Source organism: Rhodococcus sp. NPDC056960, from assembly GCF_042674125.1.
GTDB lineage: Bacteria > Actinomycetota > Actinomycetes > Mycobacteriales > Mycobacteriaceae > Rhodococcus_F.
This window is the reverse complement of record NZ_JBHURF010000017.1, coordinates 193,618-215,182: the sequence shown is the minus strand read 5'-3', so window position 1 is coordinate 215,182 and position 21,565 is coordinate 193,618. Positions and strand designations below refer to the sequence as shown.

Here is a 21,565-nt window from a genome sequence, read left to right as displayed (position 1 = left end):
CCGACGCCGTCCTGCGCGAACGTCGAGCTCGCGTAGATCGGCACGTTGACGGCGCCCGTCTGCGGGTCCGGGTCGAATCCTGCGTGCACGGCCTTGGTGGAGAAACCCTGCCAGCTGATGTTGTCCGCTTTGCTGCGCTGCTCACTCATGGCCCCCAGCCTAGTGGGGACCTACTTCTCCAGATACTTCGCGATGGCGAAGGCGACGTCGAGCTTGGTCGCGGTGCCGACGGAGGGGTCCAGCGCGTTGACGATGATGCTGTGTTCCGGCGTGAGCAGCGCCATGGCCACGACGTCGAGGACCACCCCGCCGAACTCGGCGGAACGGGGGTCGGCGACGACGTTCGTCCCGTTCCGCATCTCGACGATGACGGCAGGATCGGTGACCTGCGGCCTGACCGACGCGGTGATGGTGCTCATGACGTTCGTCGGCCCCTTGGACCACGAACAGGTGGGGTCGATCGACCCGGGGAGGACGGCCTCGGTAAGATGCGGGCGATCCGACACGAGCCGCCCGAGCGCCTTCGTCAGCGCAGCGCAGTCGGTGGACACGCGAGACCCCGGCGACGACACCGAGCCGGACCCCGGCGACGACACCGACCCGACATCCGCCGCTCCCGACTGCGCGACGGCGGCGCCCTCGATGCTGCTCCCGCAGCCGGCCGCGGCGAACCCGAGCACGGCGACCGGAACCACCAGGCCACGGCGTAGACGAGCACTCACTGCAGTTTCCCCCTCACGACCGACCGGACCGGCACCCTGCTGTGCACCGTACGTTCCGTGCGCAGCAGGGACCAGACCGAGGTGTCGGCTAGGAGCCCGCGCTGAGGAAACCGAGCAGGTCGTGACGGGTGATGACGCCGGCGGGCTTGCCGTCGTCGACGACCATCAGCGCGTCGGTGTCGCCGAGCGCCTTGGTGGCGGCCGACACGGGCTCACCGGAACCGATGAGCGGGAACGGCTTGCTCATGTGCTTTTCGACCGGATCGGCGAGGTGGGCGCGTCCCTCGAACACGGCACTCAGCAGGTCGCGCTCGGTGACGCTGCCGGCCACCTCACCTGCCATGACGGGCGGCTCGGCGCCGACGACCGGCATCTGGGACACCCCGTACTCGCGGAGGATCTCGATGGCGTCGCGCAGCGTCTCGGACGGGTGGGTGTGGACGAGGTCCGGGAGTTCGCCGGACTTGCCGCGGAGCACGTCGCCGACGGTCTTCTCGTCGGGCTTGCCGTCGAGCGGGGTGCGGAGGAAGCCGTAGGACGCCATCCACTTGTCGTTGAAGATCTTCGACAGGTAGCCGCGACCGCCGTCGGGCAGCAGGACGACGATGACGGCGTCGGGGCCCTCACGCTTGGCGACCTCGAGTGCGGCGACGACGGCCATGCCGCACGAGCCGCCGACCAGCAGGCCCTCCTCGCGGGCGAGGCGGCGCGTCATCTCGAAGGAGTCGGCGTCCGACACGGCGATGATCTCGTCCGGGACGGACGGATCGTATGCGGTGGGCCAGAAATCCTCGCCGACGCCCTCGACCAGGTACGGGCGCCCGGTGCCGCCCGAGTACACGGAACCCTCGGGGTCGGCGCCGATGACCTTGACCTTGCCGCCGGACATCTCCTTCAGGTACCGGCCGGTGCCGGTGATGGTGCCGCCGGTGCCGACGCCCGCGACAAAGTGCGTGATCTTGCCGTCGGTGTCGGCCCAGATCTCGGGGCCGGTGGTCTCGTAATGGCTCTGCGGGCCGCCCGGGTTGGAGTACTGGTTGGGCTTCCAGCCGCCGGGGAGTTCGCGGGCGAGCCGGTCGGAGACGCTGTAGTAGCTGTCCGGATGCTCGGGCGCGACCGCGGTGGGGCACACCACGACCTCGGCGCCGTAGGCCTTGAGGACGTTCCGCTTGTCTTCGCTGACCTTGTCGGGGCAGACGAAGACGCATTTGTATCCGCGCTTCTGCGCAACCAGGGCGAGGCCGATGCCGGTGTTGCCGGACGTGGGCTCGACGATGGTCCCGCCCGGCTTCAGCTCGCCCGACGCCTCCGCGGCGTCGATCATCTTGACCGCGATGCGGTCCTTCGAGCTTCCACCCGGGTTGAGGTATTCGATCTTGGCTGCAACGGTCCCGTGGTTCTCACCGATGACAGAGGAGAGCTTGACGAGAGGGGTGTTGCCGATCAGGTCGACGACGTGTTCCGCGATGCGCATGCCTCCATGCTCCCAGATGCCCGGATCCGATGCTCACGGACGTCCGGCACGGGGGACCCGATCCGACTAGATTGGTACGGACGCAGTCCGCTGGAACCCGTGAGATGAGCACCAGGTAGCGGAAAGGTGAGACCAGTGCCCAAGAGCACCTGGCAGACCGGTGTGAAGGCCGGCGCCACGGCTGTCGTGGCGGGTTCGAGCGCAGGCACGTTGTCGTGGGTGGCGTACTCGTATCTGATGTCCCAGGCAACGGCGGCGCGGGGTGTGATCGGGCGCAACGTCGCCAAGCCGCCGGAGGCCGACGGCGTCTACTCCCCCGGCGCATCGGTGCCCGAACGCTGGCTGCGGACCACCCCGTACGACGTGCACCTAATGATCTTCGGTGACTCGACGGCCGCGGGTGTGGGATGCGTGGCGGCGGAAGAAGTGCCCGGCGTACAGATCGCGATGCGCCTCGCCGACGAGACCGGGAAGCGGATCCGGTTGAGCACCAAGGCGATCGGCGGCGCCACCTCCCGCGGACTCAGCGGTCAGGTGGATGCGATGTTCGTGGCCGGGGCGCCGCCGGACGCCGCGGTGATCCTGGTCGGAGCCAACGATGTGACGTCCAAGAACTCGATTCGCGCGTCGGCACGCAGGCTGGGCGACGCCGTCGAACGGCTACGGAAACACGATTGCGCCGTCGTCGTCGGAACCTGCCCGGACCTCGGGGTGGTCACCGCGATCCCGCAACCGTTGCGCACCGTCGTCCGCACGTGGGGGTTGCGGCTGGCCCGGGCGCAGGCGGCCGCGACCAGTGCGGCGGGTGGCCATCCGGTGGCGCTGGCCGACCTGCTGGCGCCCGAGTTCCTGGCGGCCCCCGACCGGATGTTCTCCGCCGACCACTTCCACCCGTCGGCGGCGGGATACGAACTGGCGGCGATCCAGATCGTGCCCGTGCTCGCGACCGCGCTGGGCATGTGGCACGGTGGCCCGCTCCCCGACCTGCCCGAGGTGTCGGAGGCCGCGGAATCCCGCAAGCTGTCGACCCGAATGACCGCGTCGCTCAATCGTTTTCTGTGGCGACGCGACGATCGCCGACGCGCACCCGGCCGCCTCGACGAACTCCTCGCGATCGAGGAGGCGTCCGCGCCCGGGACGCGACGGGTCGCTGAGTGAGATAGCGATGCCCGCGCGCTCCCCCGGCGACGTAGGTTGTCGGGAAGGCCACAGAACGGGTGGTCTGAAACAAAGTCCAGGCACCCGCAGTTGACAAAGGAGTTTCCATGCCCGAGGCAGTCATCGTCTCCGCAGTACGCTCACCGATCGGCCGAGCCATGAAGGGCTCGCTCAAGACCATCCGACCGGATGATCTGACGACGCAGATGGTGGCCGCGGCGCTGGCGAAGGTCCCGGAACTCGATCCCAGGGAGATCGACGACCTGCTTCTCGGGTGCGGTCAGCCCGCCGGCCAGTCAGGCTTCAATATCGCCCGCGTCGTCGCGGTGGAACTGGGCTACGACTTCCTGCCGGGTGTCACCGTGAACCGCTACTGTTCGTCGTCGCTGCAGACCACCCGGATGGCGCTGCACGCGATCAGGGCCGGCGAGGGCGACGTCTTCATCTCCGCCGGGGTCGAGTCGGTGTCGAGCTTCGTCACCGGCAACGCCGACGGCCTGCCGAACACCAAGAACGCGCGGTTCGCCGACGCCGAGGCGCGCACCGCGAAGCTCGCCGAGGGCGGTGTCGCGTGGACCGACCCGCGTGAGAACGACCAGATCCCCGACGTTTACATCGCCATGGGACAGACCGCGGAGAACGTCGCCTCGGCCACCGGCATCACCCGTGAGGAGCAGGACCGCTGGGGCGTCCGGTCCCAGAACCGGGCGGAGGAAGCGATCAAGAACGGCTTCTTCGAGCGGGAGATCACTCCGGTCACGCTTCCCGACGGCACCGTCGTCAGCACCGACGACGGCCCCCGCGCCGGGACCACCTACGAGGGCATCAGCCAGCTGAAGCCGGTGTTCCGGCCCGACGGCACCGTGACCGCCGGCAACGCGTGCCCCCTCAACGACGGCGCCGCCGCCCTGGTCATCATGTCCGACACCAAGGCCAAGGAGCTGGGGCTGACCCCGCTGGCCCGGATCGTGTCGACCGGGGTGTCCGGTCTGTCGCCGGAGATCATGGGCCTCGGTCCGATCGAGGCCGTCAAGAAGGCCCTCGCGATCGCGGGCAAGTCCATCTCCGACATCGACCTGTTCGAGATCAACGAGGCGTTCGCGGTCCAGGTGATCGGCTCGGCCCGCGAGCTGAAGATCGACGAGGACAAGCTGAACATCTCCGGCGGCGCCATCGCCCTCGGCCACCCGTTCGGCATGACCGGCGCCCGTATCACCAACACCCTGCTCAACAACCTCCGCGAGCAGGACAAGACGTTCGGCGTCGAGACCATGTGCGTCGGCGGCGGGCAGGGCATGGCGATGGTCCTCGAGCGCCTGAGCTAGGCCCTCCGGGCTCGTGCGCCTTTCTGGTAGTGGGAGCGACCAGGAAGGCGCACGGGCGCGAAGCGCGACAAGGCCCCCGAAAGCATGCACTCGGGGGCCTTGTCGGGACTTGCTAGTCGCTGTTGAAGTAGCTCAGCAGTCGCAGGATCTCGACGTACAGCCACACGAGGGTGACGGTGAGTCCGAATGCGACGCCCCACGCTGCCTTCTCCGGCGCCTGGGCGCGGATCAGCTGGTCGGCGGCGTCGAAGTCCAGCAGGAAGCTGAACGCGGCGATGCCGATGCAGACGAGGCTGAAGATGATCGCCATCGTGCCGCCGTCGCGGAGGCCGAGGCCGCCGGGGGTGAAGAAGCTGGCGATCACGTTGCCGAGGGCGAGGACGACGACACCGATGAGGGCGCCGATGATCATCCGCGTCAGGCGGGGTGTGACCCGGATGGCGCCGGTCTTGTAGACGACGAGCATGCCGAAGAACACGCCGAACGTGCCGAGCACGGCCTGGGCGATGAGCGTCGCTCCGCCGACGCCGCCGAACGTGACGTCGGTGAACATGAACGACAGGGCACCGAGGAACAGACCCTCCGCAACGGCGTAGGCGAGGACGATGCCGGGGTTGTCCATCTTGCGGCCGAACGTGGCCACGAGGACCAGCACCAGACCGACGAGTCCGCCACCGATGACCAGCGGCCCCGCGAGGTTCGCGTTGTTGCTCACCAGGAAGTAGGAGATGATCGCCGACACCGTGAGCACGCCGAGCGTGACTCCGGTCTTGGTGACCACGTCGTCGATGGTCATCGAACGGTGGTCGGGGCCGGTCCGGTAGGGCTCGGCCTGGGTGTACTGCGGCTGACCGAACTGCTGCGTGACCTGCGCGGCGCCGGCCGTCGTAGATCCGAACGAGGCGTATCCGCCGCTGCCCTCTTGTTTGGGCAGGTTGCGGAACACCGGGTTACTGGTGGTGCGCACCGTGCACATCCCTTCTCGTGGCTCGCCGGGTGGATCCGGTTCTCTTGTACGTTGAACGTCCCGCACCCGGCGCAAGTTCCCGTTCGTCGCTTTCGGGTCGGACAATTCGGACTCTACCGGTGCCGCGGGGACCCCCGCCAGACGAGGCCGGTCCGGCGTGGCGGTCAGACCACGGACCGCGTGACGGTGAACTTGGGATTGCGCCCGACGACGTCGGTGGTGCCGACGAGTCGCTGCAACCGTCCCCGGTACCCGAGATGGGAGTTGTAGACGGTCCACAGCTCGCCGCCGGGCCGGAGCACGCGGCCGGCTTCGGCGAACATCTTCGACGCACCCCCTGTGTGGACGGCCGCGCCGACGTGGAACGGCGGGTTGCACAGGACGACGTCCGCACTGTCCGTGCCGAGCGTGGACATGGCGTCGTCGCGCAGCGTGCTCACCCGGTCGCCGAAACCGTTGGCGCGCGCGGTGGCCGCCGCCGATGCCACCGCCGCCGACGACTGGTCGGTGGCGATGACCGTCACGTCCGGCAGCAGCCGGGCGAGGCTGACCGCGAGAATGCCCGTTCCACATCCGAGGTCGACGGCGGTGCGGGCGCGGGGGTTCACGCGGGGCAGGAAGTCGAGGAGGTACCGGGTCCCGATGTCCAGTTTGGCGCCGGCGAACGCGGCCCCGTACGACACGACGTCCAGCCCGATGTCGGCGAGGTGATCGGTGACGGGGTACGTCGGCTCCGCCGGCGCCGCCGGACCGCTCGCGGTCAGCACCCGCGACTTCTGCCTGCCGAGGCTCGCGCGGACGGCGGAGAACGAGCGGCCGAGGACGTCGTTCATGGCGGTGGAGATGTGTTTGTCGCGTCCACCGGCGTAGACGACGACGGACGGATCGGCGTGGCGGGCGATGTTCTCGGCGATCTCGGTGAGCTCGCTCAGGCTGCGCGGCAGTTGCATCAGCACGACCGTCGCGCCGCCCAGCAGTTCCTCGCCGAGCGTGCACGACCGGTAGCGGTCGGACAGACCGGTCGTCTCGGCGTTGGCGGCCAGCGCCAGCTCACCGGTCAGCGGGTCCTGATGCACGCGAATTCCGGTGGCACCGTGCGCCGCCGCGGCGCCGAGGGTGAGGGCACCGTAGTGGTCGCCGATCACGGCGACCGTGCCGGGGCGGGCCGCGGACAGGTCCGCCGCGGCCTCGTCGAGGATCAGCCGGTCGGCGGCGTCGACGGCCACCAGGTTGGGGGCCTCGACGTCGGGGCGGCGACGCAGCCGGGCGAACAGCGCGTCCCGGTCGGACAGTTCGGAGCCGTGCACGCTACTCGGACACCCACTGCGCGACGTCGGCGACGGATTCGCGGCGGGTGCGGAAACCGTTGACGGGGTTCTCCGCGTCGGGGTAGCCGAAGGAGATGGCGCAGACGACGCGGCGGTCCTCCGCGAGCCCGAAGAATTCGTGGATGAACCGCGAACTGCCGGCGAGCGCGGCCTGGGGAATGGTCGCGACACCGAGGCTCTGCGCGGCGAGGAGGAACGTGTCGACGTACAGCCCGCAGTCCACGGCGCCGTACGTGCCGAGCGCTTCGTGGGTGGTGACGATCGCGACGTGCGGAGCCCCGAACAGGTCGAAGTTCTTCATCGTCTGCTCGGCCGACGCGGCGCGGTCGCCGGTGGCGATGCCCACGCTGGAGTACAGCTGCATGGCGCATTCCCGGCGGCGCAGCTTGTGCTCGCCCGTGTATTCGCGAGGGAAGTCGAAGTCGGATTCCTGAGGGTGGGTGCGCACGTACTGCGCCAGCCCGGTGCGGAACCGCTCGGTGCCCTCCGCCTCGGTGATCGCGACCTGCCACGGCTGCGTGTTGCACCACGACGGCGTCTGCTGCGAGAGCGCGAGGATCCTCTCGATCACGTCGCGGGGCACCTGCGTCGGCAGGTAGGCCCTGCAACTGATGCGCGCGTCGAGGAGCTGGGCCAGGGTCTGCTCGGCCGCGCACGTGTCCGCAGTCGCCATGCCGGTATCCGTCACCGTCGAATTCTCCTCGGGTCTACTCGTTCTCGAACACGCTCTCGGTGTCGTGCGGTCGCGATATGCTGGCGTCAGTGCACCGAGAAGGTGATTGGATTGAGTGTGCCACGACCCCCGGAGAGCAGTTCCGGGCCGACCGACTCGGATCCGCAGGCAACAAGGCGGATCGTCGTGACCGACATCGTCGCGGAGCTGTCGGAGGAAGGGTTCGACGACGCGCGCGAGATCGGCCGGGGAGGGTTCGGGGTCGTCTACCGCTGCCTCCAGTCGGCCCTCGACCGCACCGTCGCGATCAAGGTGTTGTCTTCCGATCTGGAGGGCGAGGACCGCGAACGTTTCCTGCGGGAACAGCGCGCGATGGGAAAATTGTCGGGTCATCCGCACGTGGTGGACATCCTGCAGTCCGGGGTGACGCGCAGCGGCAGGCCCTACATCGTGATGCCGTACCACCCGCGCAATTCGCTCGACGCCTGGATCCGCCGTGAGGGTCCGCTGCCGTGGACCGAGACGCTGCGCGTCGGGGTGAAGCTCTCGGGCGCCCTCGAGACCGCGCACCGGCTCGGCACCCTGCACCGGGATGTGAAGCCGGCGAACATCCTGCTCACCGGTTACGGCGAACCGCAGCTGACGGATTTCGGCATCGCCCGCGTCTCCGGTGGGTTCGAGACGACGTCCAGCATGATCACCGGTTCGCCGGCGTTCACCGCCCCGGAGGTGCTGCGCGGCGACCCACCGTCGCCGTCGTCCGACGTCTACGGCCTGGGCGCCGCCCTCTTCTGCCTGCTCACCGGTCATGCCGCGTTCGAGCGGCGCAGCGGGGAGCGGCTCGTCGCGCAGTTCCTCCGGATCGCCACCCAGCCCGTGCCGGACCTGCGCGGTGAGGACATTCCCGACGACGTGTGCGCCGCCATCGAGCGCGCCATGTCCGAGGATCCGACCGACCGACCGGTCTCGGCGGCCGAGTTCGGTCAGGAACTGCGCGACATCGAACGCAGGCACGGGCTCGACGTGGACGAGATGGCGCTGCCCGCCGCGGCCGACGAGTTTCCGCGCACCGAGCACACTTCGACTCCGACCACGCAGTCGTCGACGTCCGGGCACAGTCGCAGCTACCGGAGGCGGTCGGGCGCCACCCCGCCGAGCGCCGCCGCCCGATTCCGGCCGCCGACCCCGATGCGTTCCCTGGTGGAGCGCACCCGCCTCCTGGATCTGCTCCGGCTGGGTCAGCGCAGGCGGCTGACCCTCATCCACGCACCCGCCGGCTTCGGGAAGAGCACCGTCGCCGCCCAGTGGCGCGACGTCCTCATCGAGGACGGCGCCGCCGTCGCGTGGCTGACGGTGGACAACGACGACAACAACGTCGTGTGGTTCCTGTCCCACCTGGTCGAGGCGATCCGCCGAGCAGAACCGACCCTCGCGGACGAACTGGGTCAGGCGCTCGAGGAGAACGGGGCCGAAGCGGAACGGTACGTCCTGACGTCGCTGGTGAACCAGGTCCACGACAGCAGGCGCCACGTGGTGGTGATGATCGACGACTGGCATCGCGTCACGTCTCCGGACACGATCGCCGCGATGAACTTCATCCTGGAGAACGGCTGCCACCACCTGCAGATGGTGGTGAGCAGTCGAACCCAGTCGGGGCTCCCGCTCGCCAAGATGCGGGTGCGCGACGAACTCGTCGAAATCGACTCCGTAGCTTTGCGTTTCGACCTCACCGAGTCGCAGCGGTTTCTGGTCGACCTCGGCGGACTCCACTTGGAGGACTCCGACGTGGAAGCGCTGGAGGAGACCACCGACGGCTGGGTGGCGGCGCTGCAGCTGGCGTCGCTGTCGCTGCGGGATCGCGCCGACCCGGGCGATCTCATCCGGCACATGTCGGGGCGCCATCATGCGATCGGCGAGTATCTGGCGGAGAACGTGCTCAGCACGCTCGAGCCCGCGCTGCTCGACTTCATGCTGGCCACGTCCGTCACCGAACGAATCTGCGGCGACCTCGCCTGCGTCCTGGCGAACGTGACCCGTGGTCAGGCCCTGCTCGAACAAGTCGAATCCCGCGACCTGTTCCTGCGCAGTCTCGACGAGGACAGGGAGTGGTTCGAGTACCACCACCTGTTCGCCGAGTATCTCCGCCGGCGCCTCGAACGTGATCATCCGTCCCGCGTGGCGGACCTGCACCGGGCGGCGGCGCATTGGTTCGCCGACCGCCACTACGTCAGCGACGCAGTGGATCACGCGCTGGCGGCCGGCGACCGCGACATGGCCGTCGCGGTGGTCGAGGAGCAGGGCATGTACCTGGTAGAGCATTCGCGGATGGTCGCGCTCCTCGGTCTGGTCGACAAGTTGCCGCGGCCGTTGGTCGAGTCCAGTCCCCGCATCCAGATCGCGGTCGCGTGGGCGGACATCCTGCTGCAGCGGGTGGCGCCGGCGCTGCGGGCGCTGTCGCTCGTCGCGTCGAGCCTCGAGTCCTCGGCACTGAGCGAATCCGAGCAGGCGGACATCCGTGTCGAGGGCGACATCGTGCGCGCCGTGATCGCGGTGTCGTCCGACCGTATCGCCGGAGTACCCGACCTCATCGCGGAATGTCTGGCCCGGCCGGAAACCCTACGCGCCTGGGTGGTCTCGGCGGGGGCCAATCTCGCGTCGGCCGTCGCGATCGCCCGATTCGATTTCGTGGAGGCGCGCCGCCTGCAGGAGTGGGCCACCGGCTACCACCAGCGGACCGTCGGACCGTTCAGCACGATGTACGGCTACTGTTTCGCCGGCATCGCCGCGTTGGAGCAACTCGACATCGTCGCCGCCGAGGACAACTTCCGGCTGGCCGTGCAGACCGCGACGAAATCGATCGGTCCCCACTCGCACGCCGCACGTCTCGCGGGGGCACTCCTGGGCGAGCTGATGTACGAGCTGGGTCACCTCGACGAGGCCGAGCGGCTTCTCGACGAGAGCTACGAACTCGGACCGGAGGCAGGCATAGTCGATTTCATGATCGCCCGGTTCGTCACGGGCGCCCGGTTGAAGGCGGCACGCGGCGACGTCGTGTCCGCTGCCCGGCACCTCGACGCGGGCGCGTCCGCGGCGGCGTCCCTCGGGCTCCCCCGGCTGCGGGCCCGGGTGGAGAACGAGCGGGTCCGGCTCGGCCTCCCCGCGTCGCCGCAGCCCCCACCTACGGACGGAAAATCCACCCGGGTACCCGATTTCGGTTTTGCCGAGATCGTCGCGCAACTGGACGACGCCACCGAGATCCGGAAGCAGTCGGCCACCGAACCCGACGTCGCGTGCCGCCGCGCGCAGGAGTGGGTGCGCCGGGTGGAGCAGGAGCGCAGGCCGAGGGCGGCCATGCAGGCCAACCGCCTGCTCGTCGCGTGCCTGGTGGCAGCCGGCCGGATCGACGAGGCGAAACCGGTGCTCGCCACGATCGCCGCGACGTGCGCGCGAATAGGCTTCGTGCGCTATCTGATCGACGGCGGCCCGCGGATGGTGCCCGCGCTGACGGCACTCCTCGAGGATCTGCATGCCGGCCGCCGGCAGTCCGGGTGGCCGGACGTCCCGGCGGACTTCCTGGCCGCGGCGCTCGAGACCGCGACGCCGATCGAGAGTTAGCACGACCTTTCTGCCACGAAGAGCACCCGCCGCGACCTATCGTGGACTGATGACCGATCCATCGCCCCAGGACGAGCCGCGGTTCAGTGGTCTGCGCGCCATGTTCGTCAACTGCACCCTCAAGCGGTCCCCCGACGTGAGCAACACCCAGGGGCTGATCGACCGCAGCGTCGGCCTGATGGAGAAGGAGGGCGTAACCGTCGACCAGATCCGGGCGGTGGACCACGACATCGCGACCGGCGTGTACCCCGACATGACCGAGCACGGATGGCCGAGCGACGAATGGCCGCAGCTGTTTCAGCGAGTGCTGGACGCCGACATCCTCGTCCTCGCCGGCCCGATCTGGCTGGGCGACAACGGTTCCGTCACCAAGCAGGTGATCGAGCGGCTGTACGGGTGCTCGTCGCTGCTCAACGACCACGGCCAGTACGCCTATTACGGGCGCGCGGGCGGCTGCCTGATCACCGGGAACGAGGACGGGGTGAAGCATTGCGCGATGAACATCCTCTACAGCCTGCAGCATCTCGGCTATGTGATCCCGCCGCAGGCGGATGCCGGGTGGATCGGTGAGGCCGGCCCGGGCCCGTCGTACCTCGACGAGGGGTCGGGTGGGCCGGAGAACGATTTCACCAATCGCAACACCACATTCATGACGTACAACCTGATGCACACGGCGGCGCTGCTGAAAGCGGCCGGCGGATTCCCGGTGTACGGGAATCAGCGTTCGGAGTGGGACGCGGGATGCAGGCCCGACTTCGCCAACCCCGACTACCGCTGAGTCGTCCGGCCGGAAGGGAACGTCATGTGCCGGTTGTTCGGGTTGTCCGCCGCCCCGCATCGTGTCCGCGCCTCGTTCTGGCTACTGGACGCACCCGACAGTCTCGCGCAGCAGAGCCGCAGGGAACCCGACGGCACCGGTCTCGGAACGTTCGCGGAGGACGGAACTCCAGTGGTGGAGAAGCAGCCTCTCGCGGCGTACGAGGACGCGGAGTTCGCGCAGGAGGCGAAGCATCGGTACTCGGCCACGTTCGTCGCGCACATCCGTTTCGCGACCACCGGTGAACTGCTTCCGCAGAACACGCATCCGTTCACGCAGGCGGGCCGCGTGTTCGCCCACAACGGCGTGGTCGAGGACCTGCCGAAACTCGAGGCCGAACTGGGCACCGATCTGAGCCTCGTCCGCGGCGACACCGACTCCGAACGCGTTTTCGCCCTGGTGACCCGCGAGATCGGCCGCAACGACGGCGACGTCACCGCCGGCATCACCGCGGCCGCGCGATGGCTGGCCGACAACGTGCCGATCTACGCGCTCAACATTCTGCTGAGCACGCCCGGCGAAGTGTGGGCGCTGCGGTACCCGGACACCCACGACCTCCTCCTCCTGGAGCGGCGCGCCGGTGGTCCGAGCGGTGGCCGCCACCTCCAGCACGCGAGTACGCCCGGCAGGATCCGCGCCAGGTCCGAGCATCTCGTCGACTACCCCGCGGTGGTGGTCGCCAGCGAGCAGATGGACGAAGATCCGGGCTGGACGCCGCTGCAACCGGGCGAACTGCTGCACGTCGACCGCGACCTCGGCGTCACCCGGAAGGTGATCGTCGATCACCCGCCGCAGTACCCGATCCGACTCGAAGACCTCAACGCCCGCGCGGCGGCGGCGCAGACGGAGAAGTAGCGCAGCCGGATCAGAACTCGACCCGCACGTGTCCGCTGACGGGACGTGCCTGGCAGGCGAGGATGTACCCGCTCGCGATGTCCTCGGGATCGAGGATCGACGCGTTGTCCATGTCCACTTCGCCCTCCACCACCGTGCATGCGCAGGAGCCGCATTCGCCCTCGCGGCAGGAGTAGGGGACGTCGAGTCCTTTCGAGAGCATGACGTCGACGAGGGTCGCGGTGCGGGGCCAGCTCAGGTTGTGCGCCTCGCCGTCGAGTTCCACCTCGACCGTCGACGCGTCTCCCGTGCCCGGCAGTTCCTCGACGACGACGTCCGCGAAGGGATCGCCGGACAGCGACGTGAACACCTCGGCGTGCACCCGGTCTCGCGGCATCCCCGCGAGGGCGAGCGCCTCGTGGATCGCGTCCATGAACGGCCGCGGTCCGCACAGGTAGGCCCGGTGGTGCCGGAACCGGTCCGACAGCGTGGCCAGCTGCCGCGGCGTCGGCAGACCCTGCACGCTCTCGAGCCAGTGCACGACGGTCAGCCGATCCTCGTGGCGGGCCGCGAGGTCCCGCAACTCGTCGGCGAAGATGATCGACGTCTCGTCCCGATTGGCGTAGACGAGAACGACTTTCCCGCCGCCTTCGCTGAGCGCCGACTTGAGGATCGACATCACCGGGGTGATTCCGCTGCCCGCGGCGAACAGGATCAGGTCCTCGTCCAGACTGGCCGGTGTGAACACTCCCGCGGGCGGCAGCACCTCGATGCGGTCGCCGACACCGACGTTGTCGCACAGCCAGTGCGAGCCGTAGCCGCCGGCGGTGCGCTTGATCGTCACCTTCGGCAGGGCGTCGGTGAACGGCGAGCTGGCGAGGGAGTAGCACCGGGCGACGGAACCCGTCCGGTCACTCGGGATCCGCAGGGTCAGGAACTGCCCGGGCTTGTACGCGAATTCGTGCCGCCGGTCGTCCGGGACGTCGAAGACCAGCGACCGGGCGTCGGACGTCTCCTCCACGACAGCGGCCACGGTGACCACTACTGATCGCGAACTGCGTGGTGTTTCAACGGTCGTCATCGCGACGGTGCCCTCTCGGTACGGTAATTCGATCCTGCCGAAACTAGTGCAGATCGGCGGTGCCGGCCGCAGCCCTTCCCGCTGGGCGGGACCTCGACCGTCGCCGTCATCCCCAGCGGGACTGCCCGCCGTCCAGCGGGATGGTCGCGCCGGTGAGGTAGCCGGCGTCCTCGCCGACGAGGAAGACGACGGCGCGGCCGATGTCGGATTCGGGGTCGCCGACGCGGCCCAGCGGGATGCCCGCCACGAATTCCGCCGCCTCGTCCGGATTGGTGTCCATCCACCGCGCGAGCGCCGGGCTCTTCGCGTGCGGGGCGACGGACAGCACCCTGATGCCGTCCCGCCCCCATTCGCAGGCCGCCGACCTGGTCAGCGAGCGCATCCCCTCCTTGACCGAACCGTAGGCGCCGTAGTTGCTCGCGTCCCAGCGCACGGCCGCCGACGTGACGAGGTTGACGATCACGCCACCCCCGCGTGCCTTCATGTGCGGATGGCACGACTGCATCATGCGCAGCGTCGCGAGCGGTCCCGTCGCGAACGACCGCTCGTACTCCTCGTCGATCACCGACAGGATCGGTCCCGGCCTGCTGTCGTTGGCGTTGTTGACCAGGATGTCGACACCGCCGAACACGTCCACCGTCCTCGCGACCGCGGCCTCGATGTCCTCGCGCCTGCTGACGTCGCACGCGACCGGCTGACTGCGCGCACCGAAGTCCGCGAGCATCCGGCACGTGGTGTGCAGTTTCGACTCGGTCCGCCCCGCGACGGCGATCGCCGCGCCCTCCTTCGCGAGCGCCAGGGCGATGCCCTGCCCGATTCCCTGCCCCGCACCCGTGATCAAAGCAACCTTGCCGTCGAGCTTGCCCATGTCCGCTCCCGTTCCCTTACTATCGCACCAAGCATTTGCTTGTTTTCCGGCATTCGTGCCGCTTATCTGATCTCACTCGAGCGCCCGAAATGCTCGCGCTCCCTTATCCCGAAGGCATCTCCCGTGACACTCCCGCATCCCGATTTCAGTGGCCGTACCGTCGTCGTGACCGGCGGCACCAAAGGCATCGGCTTCGTCGTCGCCGAATCGTTTCTCGCCGCCGGCGCGAACGTGCTCGTCTGTGGCCGATCCGAGCCGGACACCCTGCCCGCGCACGGCGACCGCACCGCCGCGTTCCGCGCCACCGACGTCCGCGACCACGCCGACGCCGCCGCACTGATCGACGAGGCCGTCGCCCGCTACGGCCGCCTCGACGTCCTCGTCAACAACGCGGGTGGTTCGCCCGACGCCGACGCGGCCACCGTCTCGCCGCGATTCGTCGAGAAAATCGTCGCGCTGAATCTGCTCGCGCCGTTCACCGTCGCCCAGGCCGCCAACACGGTGATGCAGGGGCAATCCGACGGTGGCGCGATCGTGAACATCGGCAGCGTCTCCGCGCACGACCCGCAACCCGGCACCGCCGCGTACAGCGCCGCGAAGGCGGGCCTGCTGGTGCTGACGAAAGCGCTTGCGCTCGAGTGGGCTCCGAAGGTGCGGATCAACCACGTCACCACCGGCCTCATCCGCACCGAGAGCGCGGCGTCCGTCTACGGCGAGGACGGCGGCGCCGCCGTCACCCGGACCCTGCCGATGGGCCGGATGGCGGTGCCGTCCGATATCGCGGACGCCTGCCTGTTCCTCGCGAGCGCCCAGGCGTCGTACGTGAACGGTGCCGATCTCGCCGTCCACGGCGGCGGCGAATACCCGGCGCGGTACCTCGCGACCCATTCCTGACCCCGCCTCCCGCGCCGAATGTCACATCGGTTCAGTTCGACTGCACCGGTGTGACATTCGGCGACGGAAGCCGTGCGTGCGCTCAGCCGAACGAGGCGCGGGCGCCGGCGATCACTGCACGGTTCCCGGTGACGAGTTCGAACGCCGCATCGCCCCTGTCGCCCCACGCCCGCAGGGACGGCGCGTCGCCCGGGTACACCGGTGCCGCGAACCGCCCCTCCAGCCGAACGAGGTCCGCCGGGTGGACGTCCAACTCCCGCGCGAGCGCCACCGTGCTCGCGGCGAGCGTGCACAGGCCGTGCATGATCGGCCGGGGCTGCCCGATTCGCTCGGCCGCGGCCGGGTCGATGTGGATGTGGTGCCGGTCCCCGGTCAGCCGGTACAGCGCCGCCTGGTTCTCCGCGGTCCGCATCACTGTCTGCACGCCCGGTTCGCCCTCGGGCCGAGCCGGTTTCGCAGGCCCGCGGTCGCCGCCGAAACCGCCGGCGCCCGGCGCGAACAGCGACCAGGTGGCGACGAAGAACTCGGATTCGACGCGCACCTCGAACACGGCCGCCGAGCCCTTGTCCCACACGTCGCCGACCGACGCCGACAGCGCGATCTCGCCGCGCCGCGGCAGCGGTGCCAGCACCGTCAGCTCTTGCGATCCGTGCAACGCCGTCTTCGTGTCGAACGCGCCCCGCGACCCCAGTTCGTCCGGCGCCCACTGGGCGAGGGTGAGAGCGAACGTGGGCAGCACCCGCAGACGCTCCTCGAAGACGAGGTCCAATTCGGTGGCCCGCGCACCCACCGACAGTGCGTACAGGATGGCGTCGCGCTCGTCATAACCCACGGTGCGGGTTCCGAGATCCGCGCCCCGCCACGCTCCGGCCGTCGTGCGTTCCGTCGTCGTCATGATCAGTCCTCTCTGCCCAGGATCAGGCCGCTGGTGGGCACCGCCGTGCCCGCGGTCACCAGCACGTTGCCGATGCCGTCCGGTTGTGTCGTCGATGTTCCGCGGATCAGGCGAACCGCCTCCGCGATGCCGTTCACGCCGTGCAGATAGGCCTCGCCGATCTGGCCGCCGTGCGTGTTGGCCGGGAGCCGGCCGCCGACCTCGAGGTTGCCGTCCCGGATGAAGTCCTTCGCCTCACCCGGGCCGCAGAATCCGAGTTCCTCGAGCTGCGGCAGGACGAGCGGGGTGAAGTGGTCGTAGAGGATCGCCGCCGAGATGTCGTCCGGTGCGAGACCACTCTGCCCGTACAGTTGCCTGCCCACGAGACCCATCTCCGGTATCCCGGTGATGTCGGGCCGGTAATAGCTGGCCATCATGTGCTGGTCCTTCCCGGAGCCCTGCGCGGCGGCCTTGACGATCGCCGGGGTGGTGCGAAGGTCCTTGGCGCGCTCCGCGGAGACGACGACGAGGGCCTGCCCGCCGTCGGTTTCCTGGCAGCAGTCCAGCAGGTGCAGCGGTTCCGCGATCCACCTCGACTGCTGGTGGTCGTCGAGGGTGATGGGCCGCCCGTGAAACCAGGCGGCGGGGTTGACGGCGGCGTGCTTGCGCGCGACCACCGCAACCCGGCCGAAGTCCTCGCTCGTGGCGCCGTATCGATGCATGTACCGGCGGGCGAACATCGCCACCCACTGGGCGGGTGTCGACAGTCCCTGCGGGGTCAGCCAGGCGTATGCGGCACGGTCGGCGGTGCTGTCCATCGGGCGGTCGTGCTGCCCGAGTCCGTACCGCACCCCGGACCGTTCGTTGAACGCGCGGTAGCAGACGACGACGTCCGCGACACCCGTGGCGACGGCCATGGCCGCCTGCTGGACGGTTGCGCACGCGGCGCCGCCGCCGTAGCCGATGCGGGAGAAGAACTTCAGCTCCCCGATGCCCGTGTTGCGGGCGACGAGCACCTCCCCGTTCGTCTCCGCGGTGTACGTGGACAGTCCGTCGACCTCCGACGGGTCGATCCCGGCGTCGGCGAGCGCGGCGACGATCGCCTCGCACGCCAGTTGCAGTTCGCTTCGCCCGGAGTTCTTGGAGAATTCGGTGGCGCCGATGCCGACGATGGCGGCGGCGCCGGACAGGGGGCTGGTCACCGGTTCCCTCCCGCGGTCCACGTGACGACGACGGTGCCGGTGACGTGATCACCGAGGCTGTTCGCGCCCCGGATCTGCACGGTCACCAGGCCGTCGTCCTTCGCGATCACCTCACCGGTCAGAGACATCTCGTCGCCGGGGTAGTTGGGGGCACCCAGCCGCACCGCGATGCGGCGCAGCGACGCCCGCGGACCGGCCCAGTCGGTGACGAACCGCCCCACCAGCCCGTTGGTGGTGAGGATGTTCATGAACACGTCCTTCGATCCCCTCGCCTTCGCGAGCTCCGGGTCGTGGTGGACGTCCTGGAAGTCGCGGCTGGCGAAGGCGGTCGCGACGATCAGCGTGCGGGTCAGCGGAATCTGCAGCTCCGGCAGCCGGTCGCCGATCTGCACGGCCTCGTAGGCCGGGGCGCCGACGGTCGCGGTCATGCGACCACCTCGACACCGGACGCGAGCTGCGCACCCAGCCGTGCCAGGTCGGCACTCGCGCCGCCGAGGGTGGCCGCGAGTTGTTTGCCCCACAGCAGGTGCCGGTGCACGGGGTAGTCGGTGTCGACTCCGATTCCGCCGTGCACGTGCTGCGTGCGGTGCACCACTCGCTGACCGCCGTCGGTCGCCCACCACTTGGCCACCAGCACAGCGGTTCCCGGATCTTCCCCGTTGGCGAGGAGCCAGACGGCCTGCCACAGGGTCACGCGCATGGCCTCGAGGTCGATGTAGCAGTCCGCGAGCTGATGCGTCACGGCCTGGAAGGTCGCGAGCGGGCGGCCGAACTGGGTGCGTCCGTTGAGATAGGTGACGGCCTGGCGCACCGCGCCTTCGCCGACGCCCAGTTGCAGGGCGGCGACCGCAAGTTCCGCCCGGTCGAGCAGCCACCGCACGGCGGTGCCGTCCGCCGGACCGACCGGGACCGCGGGAGCGGCGTCGAACGTGACATTCGCGCAGATCTCGTGGGTGGTCGACTCCGCCTGCTGCGCAGTCACTCCCGCGGCGCCGCGGTCCACCAGGAACAGCGCCGGACCGGTGTCGGTGGTCGCGGTGACGAGGAGGTGTTCGGCGACGTGCGCCGCCGGGACCGCGGCCTTGGCGCCGTGCACCTGCCAGCCGCCGTCCACCGGACGTGCCGTCGTCGACGGCTCGCCCGGGTCGACCGGTCCGAACTCCTCGAGTCCGACGGTGAGGATCCGGTTGCCGTCGGCCGCCGACGGCACGAAAGCGTCCCGCTGCTGCCGTGTCCCGAACTCGCTGATCGCGAGCGCGCCGAGGACGTGCGGCCACACCGGAACCGGCGCGACGCGCCTGCCCTGCTCCTCGAGCAACACGTACAGTTCCGCGAGTCCGGTGCCGCCGCCCCCGAGGTTCTCGGGAAGGGCGATGCCGAGCAGCCCGGTGGTGGCCAGTTCACGCCACAGTTCCCGGTCGATCCGGTCGGCGCTCGCCTCGACGTCCTTGATCCGCTCGGGTCGCGACCTGGCAGCGAACACGTCGGCGGCCAGTCCGCGCACCGCCTCCTGCTCCTCGCTGAATGTGAAGTCCATCAGTTCTCCTCCCGTGCTGCGGGCCGGAACGCCGGAAGTGTGAGTTCCGGGTCGGCGTCGATCCAGTCCAGTTCCACCGGCATCCCGATGTGCACGTGCTCGGGTTCGACGCCGGTCATGTTGGCGATCAGCCGGGTGCCCTCCTCGAGTTCGATCACGGCGACGATCAGTGGGTAGTCGAAGGCGTCGATCTTCGGGTGATGATTGACGACGAACGTGTAGACGGTGCCGCGCCCCGACGCGTCGACGGTGTCCCAGTCGGTGGACCGGCACTCCCCGCACATCGGTCCGGTCGGATGCCGCAGCACACCGCAGTTCGCGCACCGCTGGATGACGAGGCGGTGCTCGCGCGCCGCCGCGAACCAGAAGGCGTTGTCGTCGTTGAGGGCTGGCCTCGGGCGCAGGGCGCGCGGTGCCTCGTGCTGGGCGGGCCGGAAGCGGAGTGTCCGCCACCGCTGGGTGCCGACGATCTCACCGTCGCCGTTGCGGTACGTCTTCAGCGTGGTGACGAAATGCCCGGCGCCGAGCCCGGTCTGCTTCTCCGCCGACACGGACTCGACGACCTCGGTCATGCACACCCGGTCGCCGGGACGGAGTTCGGCGAAGAATTCCTGGTCGGAATCGGTGGCGACGACAGACGTGAATCCGGCCTCGTCGAGCGTGTCGATCAGCTCCGTCCACACGGCCGACGGGTCGGCGCCCGACATCTTGTCGGCGAACGTGCGCATCGTCCACACCTGCAGCATCGGGGCCGGTGCCACCGCACCGTCGCGGCCGGTGGCGCGCGCGGCGACGTCGTCGAGGTAGACGGGGCTGGTGTCGCCCATCGCCTCGGCCCAGTGTCGGATCATGGGGGTGTTCACGGGGTCGGGGCCCCAGGTGGCCGGGACGATCGTCCGCCCCTCGAAGGCGCGCAGCCGGGTGAGGAGGTCGCTCATTTCATTCTCTTCTCGCGGACGAGTCCGAGGCCGAGGGTGCCGACCATGTCGCGGAGCACCTCGTTGACTCCGCCGCCGAACGTGTTGACCACGCTCTGCCGGGAGATCTGTTCGATCTGGCCGGCGAGGATCGCGCCCGGCGACCCGGGACGCAGCCGTCCGGCGGCACCGAGGATCCCGAGCAGCGTGCGGTAGACGTCGACGTGGGTTTCGGTGCCGCACGTCTTGGTGGCGCCGGCATCGGCGCCCGACAACGCATCCCGCGCGACCGCCGCCGTCATCTTCCAGTTCAGCAGTCGCATCGCCTCGAGCTTGGCGTGGGTGCGCGCGAAATCCGTCTGCACCCACGGGATGTCGAGGGCGCCGTTCTGCCGGGCCCAGTCGAGGACCTGATGCCACAGTCCGAGTGCGCGTCCGCCGAGCGCCGCGAGCCCGATCCGTTCGTGATTGAGTTGCGCGGTGATCAGCTGCCAGCCGCCGTGCACGTCCCCGACGACGTCCTCGTCGCCGACCCGGATCCCGCTGTAATACGTCGACGTGACCGTCAGCCCTCCCACCGTGGAAATCGGCGACCAGCTGAAGCCGGGGTCGTCCGTGGGAACGATGAGGATCGAGATGCCCCTGTGCTTCGGGGCGTCCGCGTCGGTGCGGCACGCGAGCCACACGTAGTCGGCGGTGTTGGCGCCGCTGGTGAAGATCTTGTTGCCGTCCACCACCCACGAGTCGCCGTCACGGACGGCCCGGGTCTGCAGGGACGCCAGGTCGGTGCCGGCCTCCGGTTCGGTGTAGCCGATGGCGAAGACGATGTCGCCGGCGAGGATGCCGGGAAGGAACCGCGCCTTCTGCTCCGCGGTGCCGTACTTCATCAGCGTCGGACCGACCGTGTTGACGGTGACGAACGGGAACGGCAGCCCGGCCCGCTGCACCTCGTCGAAGAACACGAACTGGTCCTCGATCGACCGTCCCTGGCCGCCGTACTCCACCGGCCAGCCGACGCCCAGCCAGCCGTCCTTGCCCAGCAACCGCACGATGTCGCGGAAATGCTCGCCGCCCACGCCTTCCTCACCGGCGATGCGCCTCGTCTCCTCCGGCAGCAGCGCCGCGAAGTAGGCGCGCAACTCCCGCCGGAGTTCCCGCTGCGCGGGCGATTCCCTCAGATTCATCGGCGTCCTCCTCGAGCCTGTGCGTGGCTGTCGCCACCTGTGTTCTGGACGCTAACCAGCGCTCCCCCGCCTCACCGCCGATGTCTCGGTGAGCG

The 21,565-nt window shown here is 69.4% G+C and carries 19 protein-coding genes and 1 pseudogene; 6 read left to right on the top strand and 14 right to left on the bottom strand.

Annotated elements, in window-relative coordinates; all coding sequences use genetic code 11:
- The 3 genes and pseudogenes from ACFTWF_RS26945 to ACFTWF_RS26935 all read right to left on the bottom strand — a co-directional run.
- Positions 1–149, bottom strand: a pseudogene (locus ACFTWF_RS26945) (cystathionine gamma-synthase); the annotation flags it as partial.
- 21 nt (positions 150–170) lie between these two features.
- The gene (locus ACFTWF_RS26940; protein ID WP_378464202.1) at positions 171–722 is read right to left on the bottom strand and encodes a hypothetical protein; all 552 of its coding nucleotides are present in this window, start codon (positions 720–722) and stop codon (positions 171–173) included.
- A gap of 88 nt (positions 723–810) precedes the next feature.
- The gene (locus ACFTWF_RS26935) at positions 811–2,196 is read right to left on the bottom strand and encodes a cystathionine beta-synthase (RefSeq protein WP_378464201.1); all 1,386 of its coding nucleotides are present in this window, start codon (positions 2,194–2,196) and stop codon (positions 811–813) included.
- 135 nt (positions 2,197–2,331) lie between these two features.
- On the opposite strand from ACFTWF_RS26935, the gene ACFTWF_RS26930 reads away from it, so the two are divergent.
- Positions 2,332–3,354, top strand: a complete 1,023-nt coding sequence (locus tag ACFTWF_RS26930; protein WP_378464200.1) for an SGNH/GDSL hydrolase family protein — start codon at positions 2,332–2,334, stop codon at positions 3,352–3,354.
- A gap of 107 nt (positions 3,355–3,461) precedes the next feature.
- Entirely contained in the window at positions 3,462–4,679 is a 1,218-nt protein-coding gene (locus ACFTWF_RS26925; protein ID WP_378464199.1) for an acetyl-CoA C-acetyltransferase, read from the top strand.
- Positions 4,680–4,791: 112 nt separating this feature from the next.
- On the opposite strand, the gene ACFTWF_RS26920 is transcribed toward ACFTWF_RS26925, so the two are convergent.
- The 3 genes from ACFTWF_RS26920 to ACFTWF_RS26910 form a co-directional block, all read right to left on the bottom strand.
- Complete coding sequence (locus ACFTWF_RS26920) at positions 4,792–5,646, bottom strand: Bax inhibitor-1/YccA family protein (RefSeq protein ID WP_378464198.1); 855 nt, start codon at positions 5,644–5,646, stop codon at positions 4,792–4,794.
- 164 nt (positions 5,647–5,810) lie between these two features.
- Positions 5,811–6,953 carry a methyltransferase gene (locus ACFTWF_RS26915; protein WP_378464197.1) on the bottom strand — a complete coding sequence of 381 codons (1,143 nt, stop codon included), beginning with the start codon at positions 6,951–6,953 and terminating at the stop codon, positions 5,811–5,813.
- A gap of 1 nt (position 6,954) precedes the next feature.
- Positions 6,955–7,662 carry a nitroreductase gene (locus ACFTWF_RS26910; protein ID WP_378464196.1) on the bottom strand — a complete coding sequence of 236 codons (708 nt, stop codon included), beginning with the start codon at positions 7,660–7,662 and terminating at the stop codon, positions 6,955–6,957.
- Between the two features lie 102 nt (positions 7,663–7,764).
- Here ACFTWF_RS26910 and ACFTWF_RS26905 point away from each other — a divergent pair, with 102 nt between their 5' ends.
- The 3 genes from ACFTWF_RS26905 to ACFTWF_RS26895 are packed head-to-tail and all read left to right on the top strand — an operon-like array spanning position 7,765 to position 12,934.
- Positions 7,765–11,262 carry a protein kinase gene (locus tag ACFTWF_RS26905; RefSeq protein ID WP_378464210.1) on the top strand — a complete coding sequence of 1,166 codons (3,498 nt, stop codon included), beginning with the start codon at positions 7,765–7,767 and terminating at the stop codon, positions 11,260–11,262.
- 49 nt (positions 11,263–11,311) lie between these two features.
- On the top strand, positions 11,312–12,040 hold the full coding sequence (locus tag ACFTWF_RS26900) for a flavodoxin family protein (RefSeq protein WP_378464195.1): 729 nt from the start codon (positions 11,312–11,314) through the stop codon (positions 12,038–12,040).
- A 24-nt stretch (positions 12,041–12,064) separates the two neighbouring features.
- Positions 12,065–12,934 (top strand): class II glutamine amidotransferase, encoded by an 870-nt coding sequence (locus tag ACFTWF_RS26895; RefSeq protein ID WP_378464194.1) that lies wholly within the window; start codon positions 12,065–12,067, stop codon positions 12,932–12,934.
- Between the two features lie 10 nt (positions 12,935–12,944).
- Here the strand turns inward: ACFTWF_RS26895 and ACFTWF_RS26890 are convergent, their stop codons facing one another.
- Both ACFTWF_RS26890 and ACFTWF_RS26885 read right to left on the bottom strand, forming a co-directional pair.
- Positions 12,945–13,994 (bottom strand): 2Fe-2S iron-sulfur cluster-binding protein, encoded by a 1,050-nt coding sequence (locus ACFTWF_RS26890; RefSeq protein ID WP_378464193.1) that lies wholly within the window; start codon positions 13,992–13,994, stop codon positions 12,945–12,947.
- A gap of 106 nt (positions 13,995–14,100) precedes the next feature.
- Positions 14,101–14,862 carry an SDR family NAD(P)-dependent oxidoreductase gene (locus ACFTWF_RS26885; RefSeq protein WP_378464192.1) on the bottom strand — a complete coding sequence of 254 codons (762 nt, stop codon included), beginning with the start codon at positions 14,860–14,862 and terminating at the stop codon, positions 14,101–14,103.
- 123 nt (positions 14,863–14,985) lie between these two features.
- Here ACFTWF_RS26885 and ACFTWF_RS26880 point away from each other — a divergent pair, with 123 nt between their 5' ends.
- Positions 14,986–15,756 (top strand): SDR family oxidoreductase, encoded by a 771-nt coding sequence (locus tag ACFTWF_RS26880; protein ID WP_378464191.1) that lies wholly within the window; start codon positions 14,986–14,988, stop codon positions 15,754–15,756.
- Between the two features lie 82 nt (positions 15,757–15,838).
- Here ACFTWF_RS26880 and ACFTWF_RS26875 read toward each other — a convergent pair whose 3' ends face one another.
- The 6 genes from ACFTWF_RS26875 to ACFTWF_RS26850 are packed head-to-tail and all read right to left on the bottom strand — an operon-like array spanning position 15,839 to position 21,470.
- Positions 15,839–16,651 carry a MaoC/PaaZ C-terminal domain-containing protein gene (locus ACFTWF_RS26875; protein ID WP_378464190.1) on the bottom strand — a complete coding sequence of 271 codons (813 nt, stop codon included), beginning with the start codon at positions 16,649–16,651 and terminating at the stop codon, positions 15,839–15,841.
- 2 nt (positions 16,652–16,653) lie between these two features.
- Positions 16,654–17,832 (bottom strand): lipid-transfer protein, encoded by a 1,179-nt coding sequence (locus ACFTWF_RS26870; protein ID WP_378464189.1) that lies wholly within the window; start codon positions 17,830–17,832, stop codon positions 16,654–16,656.
- Positions 17,829–18,260, bottom strand: a complete 432-nt coding sequence (locus ACFTWF_RS26865) for a MaoC family dehydratase (protein ID WP_378464188.1) — start codon at positions 18,258–18,260, stop codon at positions 17,829–17,831. Before ACFTWF_RS26865 ends, ACFTWF_RS26870 begins: the two co-directional genes overlap by 4 nt.
- The gene (locus ACFTWF_RS26860) at positions 18,257–19,369 is read right to left on the bottom strand and encodes an acyl-CoA dehydrogenase family protein (RefSeq protein ID WP_378464187.1); all 1,113 of its coding nucleotides are present in this window, start codon (positions 19,367–19,369) and stop codon (positions 18,257–18,259) included. Before ACFTWF_RS26860 ends, ACFTWF_RS26865 begins: the two co-directional genes overlap by 4 nt.
- On the bottom strand, positions 19,369–20,307 hold the full coding sequence (locus ACFTWF_RS26855; protein WP_378464186.1) for a bifunctional MaoC family dehydratase N-terminal/OB-fold nucleic acid binding domain-containing protein: 939 nt from the start codon (positions 20,305–20,307) through the stop codon (positions 19,369–19,371). The genes ACFTWF_RS26860 and ACFTWF_RS26855 overlap by 1 nt, the downstream gene beginning before the upstream one ends.
- Positions 20,304–21,470, bottom strand: coding sequence for an acyl-CoA dehydrogenase family protein (locus ACFTWF_RS26850; protein ID WP_378464185.1), 1,167 nt, complete (start codon positions 21,468–21,470; stop codon positions 20,304–20,306). Before ACFTWF_RS26850 ends, ACFTWF_RS26855 begins: the two co-directional genes overlap by 4 nt.
- Positions 21,471–21,565: the final 95 nt, after the last annotated feature.